The sequence below is a fragment of the Streptomyces sp. ALB3 genome, from assembly GCF_044385685.1.
In the GTDB taxonomy this organism is placed as follows: domain Bacteria; phylum Actinomycetota; class Actinomycetes; order Streptomycetales; family Streptomycetaceae; genus Streptomyces.
This window is the reverse complement of the sequence record NZ_JBISCE010000032.1, coordinates 283,740-301,368: the sequence shown is the minus strand read 5'-3', so window position 1 is coordinate 301,368 and position 17,629 is coordinate 283,740. Positions and strand designations below refer to the sequence as shown.

Annotated in this window: 16 protein-coding genes; 9 read left to right on the top strand and 7 right to left on the bottom strand. The window is 71.6% G+C overall.

Annotation, left to right across the window (positions count from 1 at the left end):
• Positions 1–29: 29 nt before the first annotated feature.
• Entirely contained in the window at positions 30–1,595 is a 1,566-nt protein-coding gene (locus ACHFIV_RS20800) for a molybdopterin-dependent oxidoreductase (RefSeq protein WP_398971147.1), read from the bottom strand.
• Positions 1,596–1,816: 221 nt separating this feature from the next.
• Here ACHFIV_RS20800 and ACHFIV_RS20795 point away from each other — a divergent pair, with 221 nt between their 5' ends.
• Genes ACHFIV_RS20795 through ACHFIV_RS20775 form a run of 5 tightly spaced genes read left to right on the top strand, consistent with a single transcriptional unit; the run spans position 1,817 to position 7,332 of the window.
• Positions 1,817–3,088, top strand: coding sequence for an NAD(P)/FAD-dependent oxidoreductase (locus tag ACHFIV_RS20795; RefSeq protein ID WP_398971052.1), 1,272 nt, complete (start codon positions 1,817–1,819; stop codon positions 3,086–3,088).
• Positions 3,085–3,810 carry a DUF1365 domain-containing protein gene (locus tag ACHFIV_RS20790; protein WP_398971049.1) on the top strand — a complete coding sequence of 242 codons (726 nt, stop codon included), beginning with the start codon at positions 3,085–3,087 and terminating at the stop codon, positions 3,808–3,810. Before ACHFIV_RS20795 ends, ACHFIV_RS20790 begins: the two co-directional genes overlap by 4 nt.
• Positions 3,807–5,132: a class I SAM-dependent methyltransferase gene (locus tag ACHFIV_RS20785; protein WP_398971046.1), complete on the top strand. Its 1,326-nt coding sequence runs from the start codon at positions 3,807–3,809 to the stop codon at positions 5,130–5,132. Before ACHFIV_RS20790 ends, ACHFIV_RS20785 begins: the two co-directional genes overlap by 4 nt.
• Positions 5,129–6,523, top strand: a complete 1,395-nt coding sequence (locus ACHFIV_RS20780) for a class I SAM-dependent methyltransferase (RefSeq protein WP_398971044.1) — start codon at positions 5,129–5,131, stop codon at positions 6,521–6,523. The genes ACHFIV_RS20785 and ACHFIV_RS20780 overlap by 4 nt, the downstream gene beginning before the upstream one ends.
• Positions 6,520–7,332, top strand: a complete 813-nt coding sequence (locus ACHFIV_RS20775) for a DUF1295 domain-containing protein (RefSeq protein WP_398971041.1) — start codon at positions 6,520–6,522, stop codon at positions 7,330–7,332. The genes ACHFIV_RS20780 and ACHFIV_RS20775 overlap by 4 nt, the downstream gene beginning before the upstream one ends.
• Positions 7,333–7,398: 66 nt before the next feature.
• Here the strand turns inward: ACHFIV_RS20775 and ACHFIV_RS20770 are convergent, their stop codons facing one another.
• The 4 genes from ACHFIV_RS20770 to ACHFIV_RS20755 all read right to left on the bottom strand — a co-directional run bounded on the left by ACHFIV_RS20770 (position 7,399) and on the right by ACHFIV_RS20755 (position 10,246).
• Positions 7,399–8,154 (bottom strand): anti-sigma factor, encoded by a 756-nt coding sequence (locus ACHFIV_RS20770; RefSeq protein ID WP_398971037.1) that lies wholly within the window; start codon positions 8,152–8,154, stop codon positions 7,399–7,401.
• Positions 8,151–8,735, bottom strand: a complete 585-nt coding sequence (locus ACHFIV_RS20765; protein ID WP_250289256.1) for a sigma-70 family RNA polymerase sigma factor — start codon at positions 8,733–8,735, stop codon at positions 8,151–8,153. The genes ACHFIV_RS20770 and ACHFIV_RS20765 overlap by 4 nt, the downstream gene beginning before the upstream one ends.
• A gap of 90 nt (positions 8,736–8,825) precedes the next feature.
• Positions 8,826–9,287, bottom strand: a complete 462-nt coding sequence (locus ACHFIV_RS20760) for an ABA4-like family protein (RefSeq protein WP_398971034.1) — start codon at positions 9,285–9,287, stop codon at positions 8,826–8,828.
• Entirely contained in the window at positions 9,284–10,246 is a 963-nt protein-coding gene (locus tag ACHFIV_RS20755; RefSeq protein WP_398971032.1) for a hypothetical protein, read from the bottom strand. Before ACHFIV_RS20755 ends, ACHFIV_RS20760 begins: the two co-directional genes overlap by 4 nt.
• Before the next feature lie 146 nt (positions 10,247–10,392).
• Between ACHFIV_RS20755 and ACHFIV_RS20750 the strand changes: the two genes are divergently transcribed.
• Positions 10,393–11,019, top strand: a complete 627-nt coding sequence (locus ACHFIV_RS20750) for a MerR family transcriptional regulator (protein ID WP_398971029.1) — start codon at positions 10,393–10,395, stop codon at positions 11,017–11,019.
• 64 nt (positions 11,020–11,083) lie between these two features.
• Here ACHFIV_RS20750 and ACHFIV_RS20745 read toward each other — a convergent pair whose 3' ends face one another.
• Positions 11,084–11,926 carry a siderophore-interacting protein gene (locus ACHFIV_RS20745; protein ID WP_398971026.1) on the bottom strand — a complete coding sequence of 281 codons (843 nt, stop codon included), beginning with the start codon at positions 11,924–11,926 and terminating at the stop codon, positions 11,084–11,086.
• Between the two features lie 65 nt (positions 11,927–11,991).
• Positions 11,992–12,900: a 5'-3' exonuclease gene (locus ACHFIV_RS20740; RefSeq protein ID WP_398971144.1), complete on the bottom strand. Its 909-nt coding sequence runs from the start codon at positions 12,898–12,900 to the stop codon at positions 11,992–11,994.
• Between the two features lie 264 nt (positions 12,901–13,164).
• On the opposite strand from ACHFIV_RS20740, the gene ACHFIV_RS20735 reads away from it, so the two are divergent.
• From ACHFIV_RS20735 to ACHFIV_RS20725, 3 genes are all read left to right on the top strand, one after another.
• Entirely contained in the window at positions 13,165–14,256 is a 1,092-nt protein-coding gene (locus tag ACHFIV_RS20735) for a glycine betaine/L-proline ABC transporter ATP-binding protein (RefSeq protein ID WP_398971023.1), read from the top strand.
• A complete protein-coding gene (locus tag ACHFIV_RS20730) occupies positions 14,249–16,879 on the top strand; it encodes an ABC transporter permease/substrate binding protein (protein ID WP_398971021.1) in 2,631 nt (876 codons plus the stop codon). Before ACHFIV_RS20735 ends, ACHFIV_RS20730 begins: the two co-directional genes overlap by 8 nt.
• Before the next feature lie 194 nt (positions 16,880–17,073).
• Positions 17,074–17,619, top strand: coding sequence for a helix-turn-helix domain-containing protein (locus ACHFIV_RS20725; protein WP_398971018.1), 546 nt, complete (start codon positions 17,074–17,076; stop codon positions 17,617–17,619).
• Positions 17,620–17,629: the final 10 nt, after the last annotated feature.

The window sequence follows — 17,629 nt, the reverse complement described above, 5'->3', positions numbered from 1 at the left end:
AAGACGAGGTTCGGTGGCTGAGCCGGTGGTCAGGTCACGTCGACCACCACCGAGTGCCACCCGGTCGCACCGTCAGGGACGGTGCCGACCCGCTTGTCGGTCTGTGTGGCGCCGGTACGGTCCGTCGCGCGGACGTCGAGGGTGTGGTGGCCGGTCGTGGCGGGCCAGTCCCACACCCACTGGCGCCAGGTGTCACGGCCTGCTTCCGCCGCGAGCCGCGCGGTGTGCCACTCACCGCCGTCGACCCGGACCTCGACCCGTGCGATGCCCCGGTGCTGGGCCCAGGCGACACCGGCGACCTGAACCGTCCCCGGTCGCGGCGCGGCGAAGGGGCGAGGTGTGTCGATCCGTGACTGGGTCTTGACCGGAGCCTCGCGGGACCAGTCGCGTCCGACCCAGTAGGCGTCGTACGCGTCGAACGTCGTGAGCTCGATCTCCTGGATCCACTTGCACGCCGAGACGTATCCGTACAGGCCTGGGACGACCATCCGGACCGGGAAGCCGTGGTCGAACGGCAGGGGTTCACCGTTCATGCCGACGGCGAGCAGTGCGTCCCGGCCGTCCATGACGTCCTCGACCGGTGTGCCGATCGTCATTCCGTCCACGGAGCGCGACACGATCTGGTCCGCCGGGTCGCCCCTGGACGGGGGCTCCACCCCCGCCTCGCGCAGCAGGTCGGCCAGCCGTACCCCGATCCACCGGGCGTTGCCGACGTACGGACCGCCCACCTGGTTGGACACGCAGGTCAGCGTGATGTCCCGCTCGACGAGTTCGCGCCCCAGGAGGTCCTGGAAGGTGAGGGTGACGGGTCGCGCCACCCCCCTCCCATGGATCCGCAGCCGCCACCGGTCGGCGTCGACGCGCGGGACCACCAGGGCGGTGTCCACCCGGTAGAAGTCCTTGTTCGGGGTGGTGAACGAGCTCAGGCCACGGATGTCCGGACCGGCTCCGCGCGGTGTCGCGGGGGCAGGTGAGGCCGGAGCCGGGAGCACGATGTCACCGCGCGAGGCGAAGGCCCCGGCCAGCCGGGACGCCTGGAGCCGTCGGCCCAGGAGTCCCGCACCGGCCGAGGCCGCCGCTGCGGAGGTCGCCGCGACGACGAATCCGCGGCGGTCGAAGGCGCCCTGCTCCTCAGCCTCCGTCTCCCCGGCCGCCGGAGACGGGGGGTGGACAGGGGCCAGCCGTCCAGTCAGGAGACAGAGCACCCCCGCGGCCACCAGGGCGCCCGCGACCGAGGGCAGTACGTCGCCCGGGCGGCCCTCGGGCCGCCCGGCCGCGGACACCGCCCCGACCACACCGAAGACCAGCACGGCCGCGGCGCCGGTCCAGCGGTGGCGCAGTGCGAGGATCCCCACGGCCATGGCGAACAGCGCCAGGACCACGAGGATGCCGAACTGCAGCACCAGCTTGTCGTCGCTGCCGAAGTTCCGTACGGCGAAGTCCTTGACGGCCGCCGGAGTGCGGTCGATGACCGCACCGCCCACGGCCGTGACCGGACCCGCCTCGGGACGGACGGCAGCCGCGACCAGTCCGGCGACGCACAGGGCGGTGAACCCGGCGATCAGACCGCTGAGCGCGGCGAACGGGGCGCGCACCCGGCGGGATCGCCCGGACCGGGAGGGCCCTTGCCGCAGCGAGACGTCTTGGTCTGTTGTCACGCCGGGAATTCGGCGCGGATCGCCCGGCGGATTGGTCATTCACCCGACCGAAGGAAGTCCGATCATCGGCCAATCCGTGAGGCCCTCTGTCTCGAATGACCCCTGAGGGGCACTGGGGAACCGCCCCGGCCACGCACGCACGAGCGGAAGGGACCCGGATGACAGGGGAGCGGCGACGTACAGCCGTAGTCGGCAGCGGGGTGGCGGGGCTCACCGCCGCCCACGTCCTGGGCAAGGCCCACGACGTGACACTCGTCGAGGCGGACGAACGCGTCGGCGGGCACGCGCACACCCATGACCTGACCTCTTCGGACGGCCGGACTCACCGCGTCGACTCGGGGTTCATCGTGCACAACCGGCGGACGTATCCGAACCTCCTCCGGCTCTTCGGCGAACTCCAGGTGGCCACGCAGGAGTCGGAGATGAGCATGTCCGTGCGCTGCGAGGGGTGCGGGCTCGAGTACGCGGGTGCCCGGGGACCCGCCGGGCTCCTCGCCCGGCCGGGGTCCCTGTTCCGGGGCCCGTACCTGCGGATGCTCACCGAGGTGCCGCGATTCCACCGGGCGGCGCGGGCGTTGCTCGCGACACCCGAGGACACCGGGGGCACGACCCTCGGGGAGTTCGCGGCGCGCGGCCGGTTCACCCCGTACTTCCTCGCCCACTTCCTGGCGCCCATGGTCTCCGCGGTCTGGTCCTGCGACCCGGTGACGGCGATGCGCTACCCGGCCCGCTACCTGTTCCGGTTCCTGCGGCACCACGGGATGCTCTCGACCGGCGGCTCACCGGTCTGGCGGACCGTCACAGGCGGATCACGCGCGTACGTGGAACGCGTCACCGCGCGGGTGCACTCCGTGAGGACGGCGACCCCGGTCCGGGCGATCCGACGGCACAGCGACGGTGTCGAGCTCGTCACCGTGGACGGCGCCACCGAGGACTACGACGCGGTCGTCGTCGCCACGCACCCCGACCAGGCCCTGCGGCTGCTCGCCGACCCCACCGACGAGGAGCGGCGGACCCTCGGGGCGTTCCGCTACTCCCGCAATCCCACGCTGCTGCACACCGACACGACGCTCCTGCCGCGCAGCCGGGGGGCCGCGGCCTCCTGGAACTACCTGATGCCTTCCTGCGCGGCCGACGTCGACCGGGTCACCGTCAGCTACGACATGAACCGGCTCCAGCGCCTGGACGCCCCGGAGCGGTTCGTCGTGACGCTGAACGGCGCCGACCGGGTCGACCCGGACCTCGTGCGGGCGCGCATGGTGTACGAACATCCCGTCTTCACCCCGGAGTCGGTCGCCGCCCAGGCCGGACTGCCCGCGCTCTCCGGTCCGGTCACCGCCTACGCGGGGGCGTACCACGGCTGGGGCTTCCACGAGGACGGCTGCCGCTCGGGGGCCGAGGCCGCCGCGGCTCTGGGGGTGACCTGGTGACCGGCGCCCTCTACCCCTGCACCATCGCCCATGTGCGGACCGCGCCCCGTCGGTACGCCCTGCGGCACCGCACCTACCTGTGGCTCATCGATCCGGACCGCCCGCCGAGACTGCCGGCCGTCCTGCGCCCGCTGGCCCGCTTCGACGCGCGCGACCACTTCGGCGGCACGGCGCCCACCGTCCGGGCCGGACTCGAACGCTTCCTCGACGCGCGGGGCATCGACCTCGCCGGGGGCACCGTCGCCATGCTCACCCAGGCCAGGGTGTTCGGCCATGTCTTCAACCCCCTGACCGTCTACTGGTGCCACCGCCCCGACGGCAGCGGGCTCTGCGTGGTCGCCGAGGTCCACAACACCTACGGCGAACGCCACTGCTACCTGCTGCGCCCGGACGCCGGGGACCGGGCGGTGACCGGCAAGGACTTCTACGTGTCGCCGTTCTTCGCTGTGGACGGCGACTACCGCATGCGGCTGCCCGAGCCGGACCGGCGGCTGGACCTGACGATCCATCTGGAGCGTGAGGGCACCCGCCCGTTCACGGCGACCGTGCGCGGCACCCGGCGCCCCGCGACTCCCGGCCGGCTGCTCCGCCTGTTCCTGCGGCACCCCTTCTCCACCGCGGTCGTGTCCGCCGCCATCCGGCTGCACGGTGTCCGGCTGTTCCTGCGCCGGCTGCCCGTGCAGCCCCGTCCCCGTCACCAGACCCAGGAAGGCATGCGGTGAAGGTGCCCGTCTCTCCCGTCCCGCCCGTACCGCCCACGGCTCCTGCCCGCAACGGCACCGTCCCGGCCCGGGCCCGGTCCGCCACGATCCCCTTCGCGGGCGTCGACGCGGGCCGATGGCCGGATGTCGCGGCCCAGCCGGCTGCCTCCTGGATCAGGACCGCCGCGGCCGAGAGGATCGTACGGCGGGCCCTCTCCCGGCTCCCGCTGCGCGCCCGGTTCGCCGGCCGCGACAGCGTCGGGCTCGGCGGTCCGCTCATGGAGATCCGCAGGCCCGACGCGTTCTTCCGCCGGATCGGCGCGGGCGGGCTCATCGGCTTCGGCGAGTCGTACATGGCCGGTGAATGGGACTCGCCCGACCTCGTCGGAGTGCTGAGCGTCCTCGCCGGGAACGCGGGCGGTCTGGTGCCCGCACCGCTGCAGAGGCTGCGGAAACTGTGGGCGCCGCGCCGGCCCACCGCGCACGCCAACACCCCGCAGGGCTCCCGCGACAACATCAGCCACCACTACGACCTGTCGAACGAGCTCTTCGCCCTCTTCCTCGACGCCACGATGACGTACTCCTCGGCCGTCTTCCGGGGGTTCCCGGCCGACCAGGACCTGCTGCCCGCAGCCCAGCACCGCAAGATCGACCGGCTGCTGGATCTCGCCGGAGTGGGTCCGGGCACCGAGTTGCTGGAGATCGGCACCGGCTGGGGCGAACTCGCCGTCCGTGCCGCCGCCCGGGGCGCCCGCGTCACCACGCTCACCCTCTCCCGGGAACAGCGGGAACTGGCCCGCGCCCGGATCCGCGAGGCCGGCCACGAGGACCGGGCCGACGTGCGGCTCTGCGACTACCGCCACGTCACCGGGGAGTACGACGCGATCGTCAGCGTCGAGATGATCGAGGCGGTCGGGGAGGAGTTCTGGCCGGTCTACTTCCGGACCCTGGAGCGGTGCCTCGCACCGGGCGGCCGGATCGCACTCCAGGCCATCACGATGCCGGACGACCGCATGCTGGCCAGCCGCACCACGTACACCTGGATCCAGAAGTACATATTCCCCGGCGGACTGCTGCCCTCCGCCGAGGCGATGGACCGCGTCACGGCGGGACACACGGGCCTGCGCGTCCAGCGGCGCGACAGCTTCGGCACCCACTACGCCGAGACCCTGCGGCTGTGGCGGGAACGGTTCGAGGAGCGGGCCGTCCAGGTCGACGCGCTGGGCTTCGACGCGACCTTCCGCCGCATGTGGACGTTCTACCTCGCCTACTCCGAGGCCGGATTCCGGTCCGGCTATCTCGATGTGCAGCAGATTCTCCTGACCCGTGAGGACAGTGCGTGAACACCTCCACCGACACCTCCGGACGGGCGGCGCAGCGGATCGCGCCCGTCATCGAGCAGTTCCTCGGCGGTCCGCCCCCGGTCCGGATCAGGATGTGGGACGGCAGCGAGACCGGGCCCGAGGACGCCCCCACGGTGCACGTCCGTACCCGCCGGGCACTGCGCCGCCTCCTCTGGCAGCCCGGTGAACTCGGCCTCGCCGAGGCCTACGTCGCCGGGGACATCGACCTCGGCGACCACCTCGCCGACGGGCTCCGCGCGGTGCGCCGTGCCTTGCGCGAGCAGCGTCTGCGGGCGCCCCGTCCCGGACTCGCCGACCGCGTCAGGGCGGTCGGCACCGCCCTGCGCCTCGGCGCGGCCGGGCCGCGCCCACCGGTTCCGGCAGCCCGCGCCCGGCTCCGTGGCACGCTGCACAGCAAGGCGCGTGACCGGGCCGCCGTCTCCCACCACTACGACCTGTCCAACGACTTCTACTCCCTGCTGCTCGACGGAACCATGGCCTACTCGTGCGGCTACTGGACCTCCGACGCCCCGGAGTACGGGCAGGCCGACGCGCAGCACGACAAACTGGAGCTGATCTGTCGCAAGCTCGGGCTGGGGCCGGGCACCAGGCTCCTCGACATCGGCTGCGGCTGGGGATCCCTGACCCTCCACGCGGCAGGCCGCCACGGGGTGCGCGTCACCGCTGTCACCCTCTCCGGAGAACAGGCCGCGTACGTGCGGACCCGGGTGGAGGAGCGCGGCCTGGAGGACCTCGTCGAGGTGCACCGCTGTGACTACCGGGACGTCGCCGGCCTGCCCGGCTTCGCCGGCGGATACGACGCCGTGTCCACGGTCGAGATGGGCGAGCACGTCGGCGACGCCGAGTACCCGGCCTTCACGGCGCTGCTGCACTCGGTGCTCCGGCCGCGGGGACGCGCCCTGGTCCAGCAGATGTCCCGCGGGTCCACCGCCCCCGGCGGCGGTGCCTTCATCGAGTCGTACATCGCGCCCGACATGCACATGCGTCCGCTCGGCGAGACCGTCGGGCTCCTCGAAGCCGCCGGACTCGAGGTCCGGGACGTCGAGTCCCTGCGTGAGCACTACGTACTGACCGTCGAGGCCTGGCACCGCACGCTGGAGGAGCGCTGGCCGGAGTTCGTGGCCCTGGCCGGCGAGGAGACCGCCCGGGTGTGGCGGCTCTACCTGGTGGGAGGCGCGCTCGCCTTCGAGGAAGGGCGCATGGGCGTCGACCAGATCCTCTCCGTGCGGCCCGGCGCGGGAGGCGCGGCCGGAATGCCGGCCACCCGGCACGGCTGGTACGAGGATCCGGGCACGGTCCCCGCGCCGCGCCCGGACACCGGGGCCGCGCCGGTGGACGAGGCGGGCCGGGGTCCGGGGGCCGGGCGGTGAACGGCTTCGCGTGGGGGGCGTTCGGTGTGAACCTGGCGGCATCGGCGGGCGCCGCCCTCGCCGTCATGCTCGGGACGTTCCTGATCGCCCTGCGCAAGGGCGTGCACCGGATCGTCGACGTGGCCTGGGGTCTCGGTTTCGCGGCCGTCGCCGTCGTCTCGTACGCCATGTCGCACGGCCACGGGGACGGCACGCTCCGCGTCCTGGCCACCGTGCTGACCGCCGTCTGGGGCCTGCGGCTCGCCGTGCACATCGGCCGCCGCGGTCGTGGCCACGGGGAGGACCCGCGCTACGAGGCCGTGCTCGCCAGGGCACCGGGCGATCCCCGTGCGTACGCCCTGCGGAAGGTCTACCTCCTCCAGGGGGCACTGGTCTGGCTGGTCTCCCTGCCGGTGCAGGCCGCGTACTACCTGGCGGGGCCACCGGGAGGCTGGGCCTGGGCGGGGACCGCGCTCTGGGCGGTGGGGACCGGCTTCGAGGCGGTGGGCGACGCACAGCTGGCACGCTTCAGGCGCGATCCGGGGAACAAGGGACGGATCATGGACCGGGGGCTGTGGTCCTGGACCCGTCACCCCAACTACTTCGGGGACTTCTGCGTCTGGTGGGGGCTCTTCCTCGTCGTCTGCGCCGACCCCGCGGTCGCGGCGGTGTCACTCGTCTCGCCCGTCGTGATGAGCCTCCTGCTGATCAAGGGCAGCGGGAAGGCCCTGCTGGAGCGGCACATGGAAGGGCGGCCCGGGTACGCCGGCTACCGGGCCCGCACCAGCGGCTTCCTCCCCCTGCCGCCGGGCACAATCCGCCGCGGCTGAACCCCGGGTGAGGGACGTGGGTGGCCCCGGCCTCGAAGGCCGGGGCCACACCGATGTCGTGACCGCTCAGGCGTCCGGGAAGTCCATGAGGGCCACCGGCTGCGTGGTGGGCTCCTTCGAGCCGCCCGCGGGTTCGACGGTGATGCCCATGCCGGATGCGCCGTCCACGGGACCGTCCAGCAGCACCGTGTCGTCCGTCGTCGACGGGTCCATCAGTCCCGCCGACCGCATGCTCCCGTCGTCGTCGAACCACAGCTGGTAGACCTTTCCGCCCGGCGGCCGGGCCATGTCGGAGGCCAGGAAGACCGCGCGGTTCGCGCTCCGCGAGACCACGACCGTGCCCCGGGCGCCACCGCCCAGCTCCCCCGAACTGGTCCTGGCGTCCGGAGCCGCCAGCACCCGGGCCACCTGCTCGTTCTGCTGGCGGGCCTGGATCGCCTCCTGCCGGGCGTCCCGCGCGACCTGGTTCTGCCACACGGCGACCCCGCCGAAGGCGGCAGCGGCGGCGAGGCACGCGGCGAGTGCGTACGACGACCAGCGGCCGGCCCGCCCCGGGGCGACGCCGGAGCGCTCGCTCGTGCTGTGCGGCGGTGCCTCCTGCCGCACGGTCGCGATCTCCCGCAGCACCCGCTCCCGCAACCCGGGCGGCGGGACGGCGGACACGGCGAGCCCCAGCCGTGCGGCGGTGGCGGACAGCTCCCGTACCTCCTGGGCGCACGCCTCGCAGGCACCCAGATGCCGCTCGAACGCGAGGCGCTCCTCGTCCGGCAGGGCATGCAGGGCGTAGGCCCCGGTCAGTGTGTGCAGCTCGGCCGTGCTCATGCGCTCACCCCCAGGCAGTCGCGCAGCCGGATGAGTCCGTCGCGCAGTCGTGTCTTGATCGTTCCCAGTGGCACGGACAGCAGCTCGCCGACCTCGCGATAGGTCAGCCCGCGGTAGTACGCCAGCGTCACCGACTCCCGCTGGAGCTCGGAGAGCGTCCGCAGACAGCGCCGGACCTGTTCCCTCTCCAGTCGGCTCTCGACCTGCTCGGACACCTCGTCGAAGTCCGGGGTGCGGTCGAGCAGCGCGGCCCTGTGCTCCCTGGCCGCGGCCGCCTCGGCCGACCGGACCCGGTCCACCGCGCGGTGGTGGGCGAGCGTCAGCACCCAGTTCATGGCGCTGCCGCGGGACGGCTGGTAGCGGGGGGCGGTGCGCCATACCTCGACCAGGACCTCCTGGGCCACTTCCTCGGACTGGGCCGGGTCGCGGAGCACGCTCCGCACGAGACCGAGAACCGGCCCGCTGACCTGGTCGTACACCTGGGTGAAGGCGTCCTGGTCACCACGGGCGACCTGGACGAGCAGCTCCTGCAGGCCCGGACCGGGCGCGGGGGCCCGACTGATGTGTACGGCTTCTCTCACGCGGACGATCCTCCCGGAGCACGCATCGGTTTCCCGGGTGATTCGGAGCCGACCGCCCCGCGGATTGGTGTTGCCGCCGATTCTCCGGTCTCACACATCCTCCCCCGTGGGCGGCGCCGGCCGGGACGGAGACTTCCGGACCCCGCGGACCCCGCGGATCACGAGGAGGACGACCAGGCCGATCGGTGAGAGCAGAATCGTCAGCACGAGCAGGGGGCCCGTCACCAGCGGGGACAGCCCGAGCCTGCGCGACTCCAGGAACATCCACTGTCCGAGCAGCAGGTCCCAGGCGATGATCTGCGCCCAGACCGCTCCGGCGCCGTCGGCCGAAGCCGTGAGCTCGCGGAACGTGTCGATGTCCGGGTCGCTCACCGCCGCCCACAGCTCCGGGAGGACCGGCGCGGCCATCACCGCCCAGAGCAGCAGCAACGGCAGGACGGTCAGCGGGGAGGAGGCCACGCGCGCGGTGGGACGCCAGCGCGGGGCGAGGATCATGAGCAGCCAGAACGGGGCGGCCGCCATGAACGTGACCTCGAAGAGGGCACCGGTCACGGGACGAGCTCCTTGTCCTGCGCGGCGGCCGACGGGGCGGAGGCGGACGGGCGGAGCGCCGCGAGGGCTCCGGCGGCCGTGGTGACGAGGACCAGCCCCGCGGCGGCGAGCGTCACCCCGTCGGGGTGGGACAGCGGCTGCCCGCGCAGCGCCTGCCACGTCACCAGGGCGACGACCGCGGCGTAGGCACCGGAGGCGACGAGTACCAGCCGCAGGCGCACGCGCGCGTCGCGCAGCCGGGCGGACCGGGGCGCCAGGAGGATCAGAGCGAGCACGAACAGCGGGAGGAGCTGAAGGGCGTGCATCCCGACGAAGTGAGGGACGCGCAGGTCACCGCCCGTCGTGGACCAGCCGGTCAGAGGCATCGAGGGGCCGCCGTCGGGCACTCCCACCGCGTGGGCGCCGACCACGTCCGCGGTGTCGAGGCCGCCGGCCGCGCGCTGCCCGGCGGAGGGCCGCGCCATCAGGAAGCCGAACCCCGCGCCCACCAGGGCGATGAACACTCCCGACCGCACAGCCCAGGCGGCGGCGGGGTCGGCGATCCGGGCGCGCAGCAGCAGGAGCGCGATGACGAGTGTGCCGGTCCACAGGACGACGACGGTGGCGCCCATCACGCTGTACAGCGTGGCGTCGAGCGGGGTCTCGTTGTTGAAGTGGCTCCGTTTCCCCCTGACGACCTGGCCGATGATGATCACCATCTCCCCGAGGGACGCGAGGGCCACCACGGTCCCCGCCCACCAGCCGGTGCGCCTCCCGTGGGTCAGGAGCGTCAGCATCCACGCCAGGGCCGGTGCGTACACCAGGAACGAGACGGCGAACTTGAACGGCTTGGCCCAGATCGGCGCACCCCCGACGACCCGGTCGTCCACCAGGATCCCCACGGCCGCGACCACCGACAGCAGGAGCATCGAGGCTGCGAACAGGAGTAACGGCCGGTGCCACGTACGCCATGACTGCATGGAGACCCCCCAGGGCATTTATGGATAGCTGGACTGTCCGCTATCCGATAGAGGGACTATCTATGATGAGGGGTCGGCTTGGCAAGCATGTGGAGGATGAACGCACGGTGCGCATCGGCGAGTTGAGTCGGAGGTCCGGAATCCCGGTGCCGACGATCAAGTACTACGTACGTGAAGGGCTGTTGCCGGCCGGCAGGCTGACCAGTCCGAACCAGGCGCACTACGACGAAGGGCACGAACGCAGGCTGCGGCTGATCCGCGCACTCCTGGACGTCGGCGGACTGTCGCTGTCCGCCATCGCGGAGGTCCTGGTGGCGGTCGACGATCCCGGTCAGCCGCTGCACGACGTGCTGGGCGTGGCGGCCGGGCGCATCATTCCGCCCCGGCCCGAGCCCTCCGAGGGCGAGAGCGCGGAGCCCGGGCGGACCTGGGCCGGGGAGGAGGTCGCCGCGCTGCTCGCGCGGCGCGGCTGGCTGGTGGACGCCGACAGCCCGGCGGGGCGGTCCCTGGAAGAGGTGCTGACCGCTCTGCGCAGGGCGGGGCACGGCGGATTCGTCGAGCTGCTGGACGTCTACGCGGACGCGGCGGAACGCGTGGCCGGCGCGGACCTCGACTACGTCCGGGGGCGGGTCGCGCGCGAGGACCTGGTGGAGAGCGTCGTCGTCGGCACGGTGCTCGGGGAGGCCATGCTCGGCGCCCTGCGGCGGCTCGCCCATGTGGACGCCTCCGCCCGTGCCTACGAGGGCGGAGGGAAGGCGGAGCGGGAAGGGTGAGGCACGCACGGAACCCGGTCGGCGTCCTGGACGGCGACCGGGTTCCGAAGGGCGTGGTGGAAGGTCAGGCGGCGCTCTCCTGCTCGCGTTCCACCTGCTCGTTCCACTCGCGCTTGACCGCACGCCACGCGTCGTCGTTCTGGCCGAGGCGCCAGTAGCCCGAGATCGACAGCTGCCGGAGGGGGACGCCCCGCTCCAGGCGGAGGTGGCGCCGGATCTCCTTCACGAAGCCCGCCTCGCCGTGGACGAAGGCCTGCACCTCGCCCTCCGGGAACTCCAGTCCGCTCACCGCCGCGACGAGTGCCTCGCCGACCGGACGGCCGCCGCGGTGCAGCCAGGTCACCGACACCCCGTCCGGGGCCACGAGCTTCTGCTCCTCCGAGGAGTCCGGCACCTCGACGAAGGCGCGCACCACGGCGCCCTCGGGCATGTGCTCCAGCGCTGCCGCGATCGCGGGCAGGGCGCTCTCGTCGCCCACCAGCAGATGCCAGTCGGCCGAGGCCTCCGGGGCGTAGCCGCCACCGGGCCCGAGGAAGGTCACCTGGTCGCCACGCTTCGCCCGCGCCGCCCAGGGGCCGGCCAGGCCCTCGTCGCCGTGCACGACGAAGTCGATCGCGAGCTCGCGGCTCGCGGGGTCCCAGGAGCGCACCGTGTACGTACGGGTGGTGGGCCACAGCTCGCGCGGATACTCCTCGCGGATCGCGGCCATGTCGAAGGGGTGGCTGTAATCCGCGCCGTCGGGGGCGAAGCAGAGTTTGACGTAGTGGTCGGTGTATCCCTCGAGTGTGAAATCGGCCAGGCCGTCGCCACCGAGGACCACGCGCACCATGTGCGGGGTGATCTGCTCGGTGCGCAGGACCTGCGCCCCCTGCGCCTTCGGTGTCCGGCGTTGCGGCCGCTCTGCCACGAGGTTCTCCCTGCTCTGTGCGTGCACGAGACCGTGCTTACTTAGGCTTACCTAAGCTAGCACTCTCACGCCTGGAGTGTGAGAAGCAGGCGCTGCAGGGCGTTGCCCAGGCCCCACCGCGCCGCCAGCGCCTCGAGGGCCGCCGGGTCGCGCGGTTCGCGGGGGAGCGCGGGGTCGAAGGCGGGCAGGGGCACGTCATCGGCCACGCGGACGACCTTCGGGGCGACCGCGACGTAGTCCCGGGCCTCGTCCAGCCGCTTGCGCTGCGAGGGCGTCAGCCGTGCCGCCGGGTCGTCCACCGCGGCCATGATCCCGGCGAGGTCGCCGAAGGCGTCCAGCAGCTTCGCCGCCGTCTTCTCGCCGATGCCGGGCACCCCCGGCAGTCCGTCGCTCGGATCGCCGCGCAGCAGGGCAAGGTCGACGTATCCGCTGCCGTCCACGCCGTACTTCCCGCGCAGCCAGCTCTCGTCCGTCACCTGGAGCGTCCCCACGCCCTTCAGGGGGTAGAGCACCCGCACCCGGCGGGCGTCATCGACCAGCTGGTACAGATCGCGGTCGCCGGTCACGATGTCCACCGGGCCGGTGGCGCGCCCGGTCAGCGTGCCGATCACGTCGTCCGCCTCGTACGGGGAGACGCCCACCCGGGCGATGCCGAGGGCGTCGAGCACGGCCTCGATCACGGGGACCTGCGGGGAGAGGGTGTCGGGGACCTCCTCCTCGTCCGGGACCCCCTCGCCGGTCTCGGCGGCCACCCGGTGCGCCTTGTACGTCGGGATCAGGTCGACCCGCCACTGCGGGCGCCAGTCCGCGTCCATGCAGGCCACCAGGTCGTCCGGCCTGTGGTCCTGCACGAGTCTGGCGATGAAGTCGAGCAGTCCCCGCACGGCGTTCACCGGGGTGCCGTCAGGGGCGCGTACCGAGTCCGGGACCCCGAAATAGGCGCGGAAGTAGAGGGAGGCGGTGTCGAGGAGCATCAGGCGTCGCGTCACAACCCCGATCATGCCGCACCCCACCGACACGGAGGGCGCGGGAGCGTGCGGTTCCCGCGCTCACGGCCTTTCGTGGTGAGCTGGGTCACACGCGTGTTTGATGCGCGTAAGCGAGGGCAGGCGCGGCACCGGAGCGGACCACGTCCATTTTTCAACGAGTGTGCGTGCTCTGCGGGCCGAATCCGCACCGCTCCACGGTCTGCCGACGGGGGTGGCAGACCGTTTTTCGGTTCAACGCGTGAGGTGTATGTGTCAAGGCTGCAAGCTGAGCACTTGTACAAAGTGTTCGGCAGACGACCCGATCAAGCCGTGCAGAAGCTCGAAGGCGGTACCCACCGCGACGAGCTGCGCGCCGACGGAACGACCGCAGCGGTGATCGACGCCTCGTTCACCGTGGAACCGGGCCAGATCTTCGTCGTCATGGGACTCTCCGGATCGGGGAAGTCCACCCTGCTGCGGATGCTCAACGGCCTGCTGGAACCCACCGCCGGCCGAGTGCTGTTCGACGGACAGGATCTGACCGCTCTGGGCGCCAGGGAGCTGCGGACCGTCCGCTCCACCAAGATCAGCATGGTCTTCCAGCACTTCGCGCTCTTCCCGCACCGGAGTGTGCTCGAGAACGCCGCGTACGGCCTCGAGGTGCAGGGCGTACCGCGTGCCGAGCGTGAGAAGCGGGCCACCGAGGCCCTGGAGCTGACCGGCCTGGCCGGCTGGGAGAAGTCCTGGCCGGACGAGCTGTCCGGCGGTATGCAGCAGCGTGTGGGCCTGGCCCGCGCGCTCGCCACCGACGCAGACCTGCTGCTGATGGACGAGTCCTTCAGCGCGCTCGACCCGCTGATCCGCCGCGACATGCAGGACCAGCTCCTCGAACTGCAGAAGCGCCTGAAGAAGACGATCGTCTTCATCACCCACGACCTCAACGAGGCGATGCGCCTCGGTGACCGCATCGCCGTGATGCGGGACGGTGAGATCGTCCAGCAGGGCACCGCGGAGGACATACTGGTCCGGCCGTCGAACGACTACGTGGCCTCCTTCATCCAGGACGTGGACCGCTCCCGGGTGCTCACCGCCGGTTCGATCATGGAGAAGCCCGAAGCGGGACGCTCCGACAAGGACCTGATGGCCGACGCCCCCGCGACGGTGTCCGCCGAGACCCCCATAGCCGAGCTGTTCACCCCCTGCTCCACCAGCGGGGTGGCGGTCGCCGTCACCGACGCGGCCGGCGGGGTCATCGGGGTCGTGCCGCGCAACCGGCTGCTCGCCGCGCTCGGCGAGGAACCGCAGGTCGACGGCCAGGTGCCCGCCCAGCGTGAGGCCAAGAAGGTGATCGCCGGTGCCTAGGATCTCCTTCGGCGCGTGGGTCGAGGACGCGGTCGACTGGCTCCAGTCGAACCTCACCTGGATCTTCGACGCCATCAAGACCGTGCTCGGCGGCATGTACGACGGCGTGAACGCCGTGCTGAGCGGCGGTGAGCCGCTGCTGATGGCCGGGATCTTCGCCGTCATCGCGTTCTGGCTGCGCGGTGTCGTCCCCGCCGTGCTCACCTTCGCCGGCTTCGCGCTCATCGACTCCCTCGCACTCTGGGACGATGCGATGGCCACCCTCTCGCTGGTCGTCGTGGCAGCCGTCATCACGATCGTGATCGCGGTGCCCACGGGTATCTGGGCGGCGCGCAACAACAGGGTCAGTGCCGCGCTGCGGCCCGTGCTCGACGTCATGCAGACGATGCCCGCCTTCGTCTACCTGATCCCCGGCGTCATGTTCTTCGGCGTCGGCGTCACCCCCGGCGTGATCGCCACGATCGTCTTCGCGATGCCGCCCGGCGTCCGGATGACCGAGCTCGGCATCCGCCAGGTCGACGGTGAGCTGGTCGAGGCCGCTCAGGCGTTCGGCACCACCCCCAAGCACACGCTGACCCGGGTGCAGCTCCCGCTCGCCCTGCCGACGATCATGGCCGGGATCAACCAGGTCATCATGCTGGCCCTGTCGATGGTCGTCATCGGCGGCATGGCCGGCGCCGGCGGTCTCGGCGAGAAGGTGTACGCGGCGATCACCCAGCTCCAGGTCGGACTCGCCGCCGAGAGCGGGATCGCCGTCGTCATCCTGGCCATGTACCTGGACCGGATGACGGGCGCGCTCAACGAGCGGGTCTCCCCGCTCGGCCGCCGCGCCGCGGCCAAGGCCGCAGCCGGTGCGCGCCGCCTCACGTTCACGCACTACAAGCCGGGAACGGCCGTCGCGATGACCGGTGTCATCGTCCTCGCGCTCGTCGCCGGGGGCCTCAACATCGCCGGTTCCGGCGACTCGGAGGCCGAGCAGGCCGGAGGCGGGAACGTCGGTAAGGGCCAGAAGATCAACATGGGGTACATCCCCTGGGACGAGGGCATCGCCTCCACGTTCCTGTGGAAGGAGATCCTGGAGCAGCGCGGTTACGAGACCGGGGTCACCCAGCTCGACGCCGGTCCGCTCTACTCCGGTGTCGCCCGCGGTGACATCGACTTCCAGACCGACTCCTGGCTGCCGACCACGCACAAGGACTACTGGGACAAGTACAGCGCCCAGCTGGACGACCTGGGTGCCTGGTACGGCCCCACGTCGCTGGAGCTGACGGTCCCGTCGTACGTCAAGGGCATCGACTCGCTCGAGGACCTCAAGGGCCAGGGCGAGAAGTTCGACGGCAAGATCATCGGCATCGAGGCCAGTGCCGGGATGATGGGCACGCTCAACAAGAAGGTGCTCAAGGAGTACGGCCTCGAAGGGGAGTACGAGGTCGTCTCGTCCAGCACCTCGTCGATGCTGGCCGAGCTGAACGCCTCGATCAAGAAGAAGGAGCCGGTCGTGGTGACCCTGTGGTCGCCGCACTGGGCCTACGGCAAGCACGACCTGAAGAAGCTCAAGGACCCGAAGGGTGCCTGGGGCAAGGGCGAAGAGGTCCACACCGTCGCCCACAAGGGCTTCGCGAAGAAGGCTCCGGCCGTCGCCAAGTGGCTCAAGGACTTCCAGCTCAGCGAGAAGCAGCTCACGAGTCTCGAGAACGAGATCCAGAACGCCGGGCAGGGCCAGGAGCAGGACGGCGTCCGGGCCTGGCTGAAGAAGAACCCGGGCCTCGTCGACAAGCTGGCCCCGGTACCGGGCGGCGCGGGGGGCAAGCAGCAGGGCAAGGACGCGGGCAAGACCGTCGACATGGGGTACTTCCCGTGGGACGAGGCCATCGCCAGCACCTACCTCTGGCAGAACCTGCTGGAGGACCGCGGCTACCGGACGACGGTCAAGCAGCTCGACCCGGGACCGCTCTACACCGGTCTCGCGCAGGGCCAGCTCGACGTCCAGTTCGACTCCTGGCTGCCGACGACGCACAAGGACTACTGGGACCGGTACAAGGACGATCTCGTCGATCTCGGTTCCTGGTACGGGCCGACCTCGCTGGAGCTGACGGTCCCGTCGTACGTCAAGGGCATCGACTCGCTCGAGGACCTCAAGGGCCAGGGCGAGAAGTTCGACGGCAAGATCATCGGCATCGAGTCGAGCGCCGGGATGATGGGCACGCTCAACAAGAAGGTGCTCAAGGAGTACGGCCTCGAAGGGGAGTACGAGGTCGTCTCGTCCAGCACCTCGTCGATGCTGGCCGAGCTGAACCGCTCGATCAAGAAGAAGGAGCCGGTCGTGGTGACCCTGTGGTCGCCGCACTGGGCCTACGGCAAGCACGACCTGAAGAAGCTCAAGGACCCGAAGGGTGCCTGGGGCAAGGGTGAGCAGATCCACACGGTCGCCAAGAAGGACTTCGCCAAGGACTTCCCGGAACTGACCGGCTGGCTGAAGGACTTCCAGCTCAGCGAGGCGGAGCTGGCGTCGCTCGAGGTGGAGATCCAGAAGGGCGGCGCGGGCAAGGAGAAGGAGTCCGCCCGCCGCTGGATGGACGCCAACCCGGACGTGGTGGCGAAGCTGGCGCCCGTCGGCAGCTGATCCGCCGGTCCGCGGGACACGACGAAGGGGACGGCCCCGGTAGCGAACCGGAGCCGTCCCCTTCAGGCTGGTCTGAGGGAGTCCCCCGAAGGGTCCTCGTCCGTCCCCGTCCGTAAACTTCCGCTCCGTCTCGCGAACGACATGCGTAGGGTGCTGGCAACCGGGAGGATGGCGATCCGGGGAGGGAGCCGGACATGGACGAAAAGGAAGCCCTTCGAGTGGGTGCCGCGGTTCGCCGACGCCGCAGGACCCTCGGTCTGACCCTGGCCGCGGTGGCCGGGCGCAGCGGCCTGTCCGTACCGTTCCTCAGCCAGATCGAGAACGAGCGGGCCAGGCCGAGCCCCAGGTCCCTGGACCGGGTGGCGGACGCACTGGAGACCACGACGGAGCGGCTGCGGGCCGCGGCGGACTCGGCACGCGCCGTGGACGTCGTCCGGGCGGACGACGAGGACGGCGTACGCAGGCTGGTGCGCGGACGGCACCAGCTCAGCGCGCTCGAGTTCATCGGCGAGCAGGACCTCGGTCGCGAGTTCCAGCATCGCAACGACGAGATGATGTACGTCGTGGAGGGCGCCGTCGAGGTCGAGGCCGAAGGACGGGCGCACCGGCTGTTCCGCGGCGACACCCTTTTCCTGTCCGGCGGGGTCAGACACCGGTGGCGGGCCACGGTGGCGAGCACCCGGCTGCTGGTCGTCTCGGTCGCCGAGCACATCGACGCGACCTACGACTCGCGTCGCTGACGGGGAGGTG

Bases quoted from the DNA above. Each gene is read 5' to 3' on its own strand.
- ACHFIV_RS20795 (WP_398971052.1), top strand. From the start codon at position 1,817: ATGACAGGGGAGCGGCGACGTACAGCCGTAGTCGGCAGCGGGGTGGCG.
- ACHFIV_RS20770 (WP_398971037.1), bottom strand. From the start codon at position 8,154: ATGAGCACGGCCGAGCTGCACACACTGACCGGGGCCTACGCCCTGCAT.
- ACHFIV_RS20755 (WP_398971032.1), bottom strand. From the start codon at position 10,246: ATGCAGTCATGGCGTACGTGGCACCGGCCGTTACTCCTGTTCGCAGCC.
- ACHFIV_RS20740 (WP_398971144.1), bottom strand. From the start codon at position 12,900: ATGCTCCTCGACACCGCCTCCCTCTACTTCCGCGCCTATTTCGGGGTC.
- ACHFIV_RS20725 (WP_398971018.1), top strand. From the start codon at position 17,074: ATGGACGAAAAGGAAGCCCTTCGAGTGGGTGCCGCGGTTCGCCGACGC.